The sequence below is a fragment of the Brevundimonas sp. genome, assembly GCF_013823285.1.
In the GTDB taxonomy this organism is placed as follows: domain Bacteria; phylum Pseudomonadota; class Alphaproteobacteria; order Caulobacterales; family Caulobacteraceae; genus Brevundimonas.
In genome coordinates, this window is the sequence record NZ_PNLV01000155.1 from 1 (window position 1) to 3,893 (window position 3,893).

A 3,893-nucleotide genomic window follows, 5' to 3' on the forward strand; every position below is an offset into this window, starting at 1 on the left:
CGGCGATCTCGGCGGCTTCCTCGGCCAGGATGGTCAGGCCCGACGCGTTGACGTCGGCGAAACCGCCCTTGACGTCGAACCGGCGCACGCCCTTGGCGTCATAGACCGTGACCGGTCCTTCGCGCAGGGCGGTCATGAACGGCGCGTGCTCGGGCAGGACGCCGAAGTCGCCCTCCACGCCCGGCGCATCCACCTGGTCCACGAGGCCGGAGAAGACCTCGCGCTCGGGCGACACCAACGAGAAGTTCAGTTTATCCGCCATGATCAGGCCGCGTCCGTGGCCAGCTTCTCAGCCTTGGCGATGGCTTCCTCGATGGGGCCGACCATGTAGAAGGCGGCTTCGGGCAGGTGGTCGTACTCGCCGGCCACGATCGCCTTGAAGCTGCGGATGGTGTCCGCCAGCTCCACGAACTTGCCGGGCGTGTTGGTGAACTGCTCGGCCACGAAGAAAGGCTGCGACAGGAAGCGCTGGATCTTGCGGGCGCGGGAGACGACCAGCTTGTCCTCTTCCGACAGCTCATCCATGCCCAGGATGGCGATGATGTCCTTCAGGCCCTTGTACTGCTGCAGCACTTCCTGAACCGAGCGGGCCACGTTGTAGTGCTCCTCGCCGATCACCAGCGGGTCCATGATCCGGCTGGTGGAGTCCAGCGGATCCACGGCCGGGAAGATGGCCTGGGCAGCGATGTCGCGGCTCAGAACGGTGGTGGCGTCCAGGTGGGCGAACGAGGCGGCGGGCGCCGGGTCGGTCAGGTCGTCGGCGGGCACGTAGATGGCCTGCACCGAGGTGATCGAGCCCTTGTTGGTGGAGGTGATGCGCTCCTGCAGATTGCCCATCTCGGTGGCCAGGGTCGGCTGATAGCCCACCGCCGAGGGGATGCGGCCCAGCAGGGCCGACACTTCGGAACCGGCCTGGGTGAAGCGGAAGATGTTGTCCACGAACAGCAGCACGTCCTTGCCTTCCTCGTCGCGGAAGTACTCGGCCTGGGCCAGGCCGGTCAGGGCGACGCGGGCGCGGGCGCCGGGAGGCTCGTTCATCTGGCCGTACACCAGGGCGCATTTGGAGCCCTCGGTGGAGCCGTTGTTCTTGGCCGGGTCCACGTTCACGTTGGACTCGATCATCTCGTGGTACAGGTCGTTGCCTTCGCGGGTGCGCTCACCCACGCCGGCCAGAACCGAATAACCGCCGTAAGCCTTGGCGATGTTGTTGATCAGCTCCTGCATGGTCACGGTCTTGCCCACGCCGGCGCCGCCGAACAGGCCGATCTTGCCGCCCTTGGTGTAGGGGCACATCAGGTCGATGACCTTGATGCCCGTGACCAGGATTTCGGACGAGGTCGACTGATCCTCGAAGCTGGGAGCCTCGCGGTGGATCGGGCGGTACATGGTGGTCTTGATCGGGCCCTGCTCGTCGATCGGCGCGCCGACGACGTTCATGATGCGACCCAGGGTGCCGGGGCCGACGGGGGCCAGGATGGAGGTGCCGGTGTCGACCACGGCTTGGCCGCGGGTCAGGCCCTCGGTGGTGTCCATGGCGATGGTGCGGACCATGTTCTCACCCAGGTGCTGGGCGACTTCCAGGACCAGGGTGAACGGCTCGCCCGTCTTCTGATCGACGTTCTGGGTCTCAAGGGCGTTCAGGATCGCCGGCAGCTGGCCGGTGAACTCCACGTCCACGACGGCGCCGATGACCTGGGCGATCCGGCCCACGCCGGTGCCGGCCGTATAGGCGGCGTTGCCGGTGGCGGCGGCGGGCTTGGCGGCCCGGGGGGCCTTGGGCGCGGCCGGCTTCTTGGCGGCGGTCTTCTTGGGGGCGGTGGTGTCGGTCATCGGGTGCGTTCCGTTCGGAAGGTCGTGTCTGGCGTCGAGGGCGGTCGGATCAGAGGGCTTCGGCGCCCGCGATGATCTCGATCAGTTCGGTGGTGATCTGGGCCTGGCGCTTGCGGTTGTACTGCAGGGTCAGGCTGTTGATGAGGTCGCCCGCATTGCGCGTGGCGTTGTCCATGGCGCCCATCTGGGCGCCGAAGAAGCTGGCCTGGTTTTCGTAGAGGGCGGCCAGCACCTGGGTCGTGATGTTGCGCGGCAGCAGGGTCTCGAGGATTTCCTCTTCCGAGGGCTCATACTCGTAGACCGCGCCGTTCAGATCGATGGGCTCGGCGGAGCCGTCGACCACGGCCGGGATGAGTTGTTTCGGCGTCGGCACCTGCGAGATCACCGACTGGAAGCGGCTGTAGAACAGGGTCACGACGTCAGCGTCGCCCGCCTCGAACTCCTCGGCGATCAGGGCGGCGATCGGCTCGGCGGCGTTCATGCCGATGACCTTGTGATCGCTCATTTCGAAGGTGCGGATCAGCTTGTCGCCGAACAGGCGCGCCAGGCCGTCGCGGGACTTGCGTCCCACGGCGATGATGCGGACGTCCTTGCCAGCCGTCATGAGGGACCGAATGCGCTCGCGGGCGGCGCGGATGACGTTGGAGTTGAAGCCCCCCGCCAGCCCCTTGTCGCCCGTGGCCACGATGATCAGGTGCTTCTGGTCCGAGCCCGTGCCGGCCAGCAGCCGGGGCGCGTCGTCGCCGGACACGCCCGCCGCCAGGTTGGCGATCACATCGGCCATCTTGCGGGCGTAGGGACGGGCGCTCTCGGCCTGATCCTGGGCGCGCTTCAGCTTGGCCGCGGCGACCATGTTCAGGGCTTTCGTGATCTTCTGCGTGGACTTCACGCTTCCGATCCGATTGCGCATTTCCTTGAGGCTGGCCATCCGGCGTTACTCTCTAATGCTTTCCGGGGCTCAGGCGAAGGTCTTGGCGAAGGCTTCGATGGCGGCCTTCAGCTCGGCTTCCAGCTCCTTGGACAGGGCCTTCTGCGTGCGGATGCCGTCCAGGATGCCCGCGTGCTTGGACTTGATGCGCGCCAGCAGCTCGGTTTCGAAGCGGCCCACGTCGCTCACCGCGATGCCGTCCAGATAGCCGCGGGTGCCGGCGTAGATGGACACCACCTGCTCCTCGACCGTCAGCGGTGAGTACTGCGGCTGCTTCAGCAGTTCGGTCAGGCGCGCGCCGCGGGCCAGCAGGCGCTGGGTCGAGGCGTCCAGGTCCGAGCCGAACTTGGCGAAGGCGGCCATCTCCCGGTACTGGGCCAGCTCGCCCTTGATCGAACCGGCGACCTGCTTCATCGCCTTGATCTGGGCCGAGGAGCCCACGCGCGACACCGAGATGCCGACGTTCACGGCGGGGCGGATGCCCTGGTAGAACAGGTCGGATTCCAGGAAGATCTGGCCGTCTGTGATGGAGATCACATTGGTGGGGATGTAGGCCGACACGTCATTGGCCTGGGTCTCGATCAGCGGAAGGGCCGTCATGGAGCCCGAACCGTTGTCGGCGTTCAGCTTGGCCGAACGCTCCAGCAGGCGGCTGTGCAGATAGAAGACGTCGCCCGGATAGGCTTCGCGGCCCGGCGGGCGGCGCAGCAGCAGGGACATCTGGCGATAGGCCACGGCCTGCTTGGACAGATCATCATAGACGATCAGGGCGTGCATGCCGTTGTCGCGGAAGAACTCGCCCATGGCCGTGCCCGAGAACGGGGCCAGGAACTGCAGCGGCGCGGGCTCCGAGGCCGTGGCGGCCACGACGATGGTGTACTCCAGGGCGCCGCGCTCCTCGAGCGTCTTGACGATCTGGGCCACAGTCGAACGCTTCTGACCGATGGCGACGTAGATGCAGTACAGCTTGTCGCTCTCGGCGGCGCCTTCGACGTTGATCGACTTCTGGTTCAGGATGGTGTCGATCGCCACGGCGGTCTTGCCCACCTGACGGTCGCCGATGATCAGCTCGCGCTGGCCGCGGCCGATCGGGATCAGGGTGTCGATGGCCTTCAGGCCGGTCTGCATGGGCTCA

At 66.7% G+C, this 3,893-nt stretch carries 4 protein-coding genes; all 4 read right to left on the reverse strand.

Going from position 1 to position 3,893, the window contains the following annotated elements; all coding sequences use genetic code 11:
• A partial coding sequence (locus C0461_RS13710) for an ATP synthase F1 subunit epsilon (protein ID WP_292107789.1) occupies positions 1–262 on the reverse strand: 262 nt, incomplete at its 3' end.
• A 2-nt stretch (positions 263–264) separates the two neighbouring features.
• Complete coding sequence (gene atpD, locus C0461_RS13715; RefSeq protein WP_292107790.1) at positions 265–1,830, reverse strand: F0F1 ATP synthase subunit beta; 1,566 nt, start codon at positions 1,828–1,830, stop codon at positions 265–267.
• Between the two features lie 49 nt (positions 1,831–1,879).
• Positions 1,880–2,758 (reverse strand): F0F1 ATP synthase subunit gamma, encoded by an 879-nt coding sequence (locus C0461_RS13720; RefSeq protein WP_292107791.1) that lies wholly within the window; start codon positions 2,756–2,758, stop codon positions 1,880–1,882.
• A gap of 30 nt (positions 2,759–2,788) precedes the next feature.
• Positions 2,789–3,893 (reverse strand): F0F1 ATP synthase subunit alpha (gene atpA / locus C0461_RS13725; protein WP_292107793.1); only part of this gene is annotated, 1,105 nt, incomplete at its 5' end.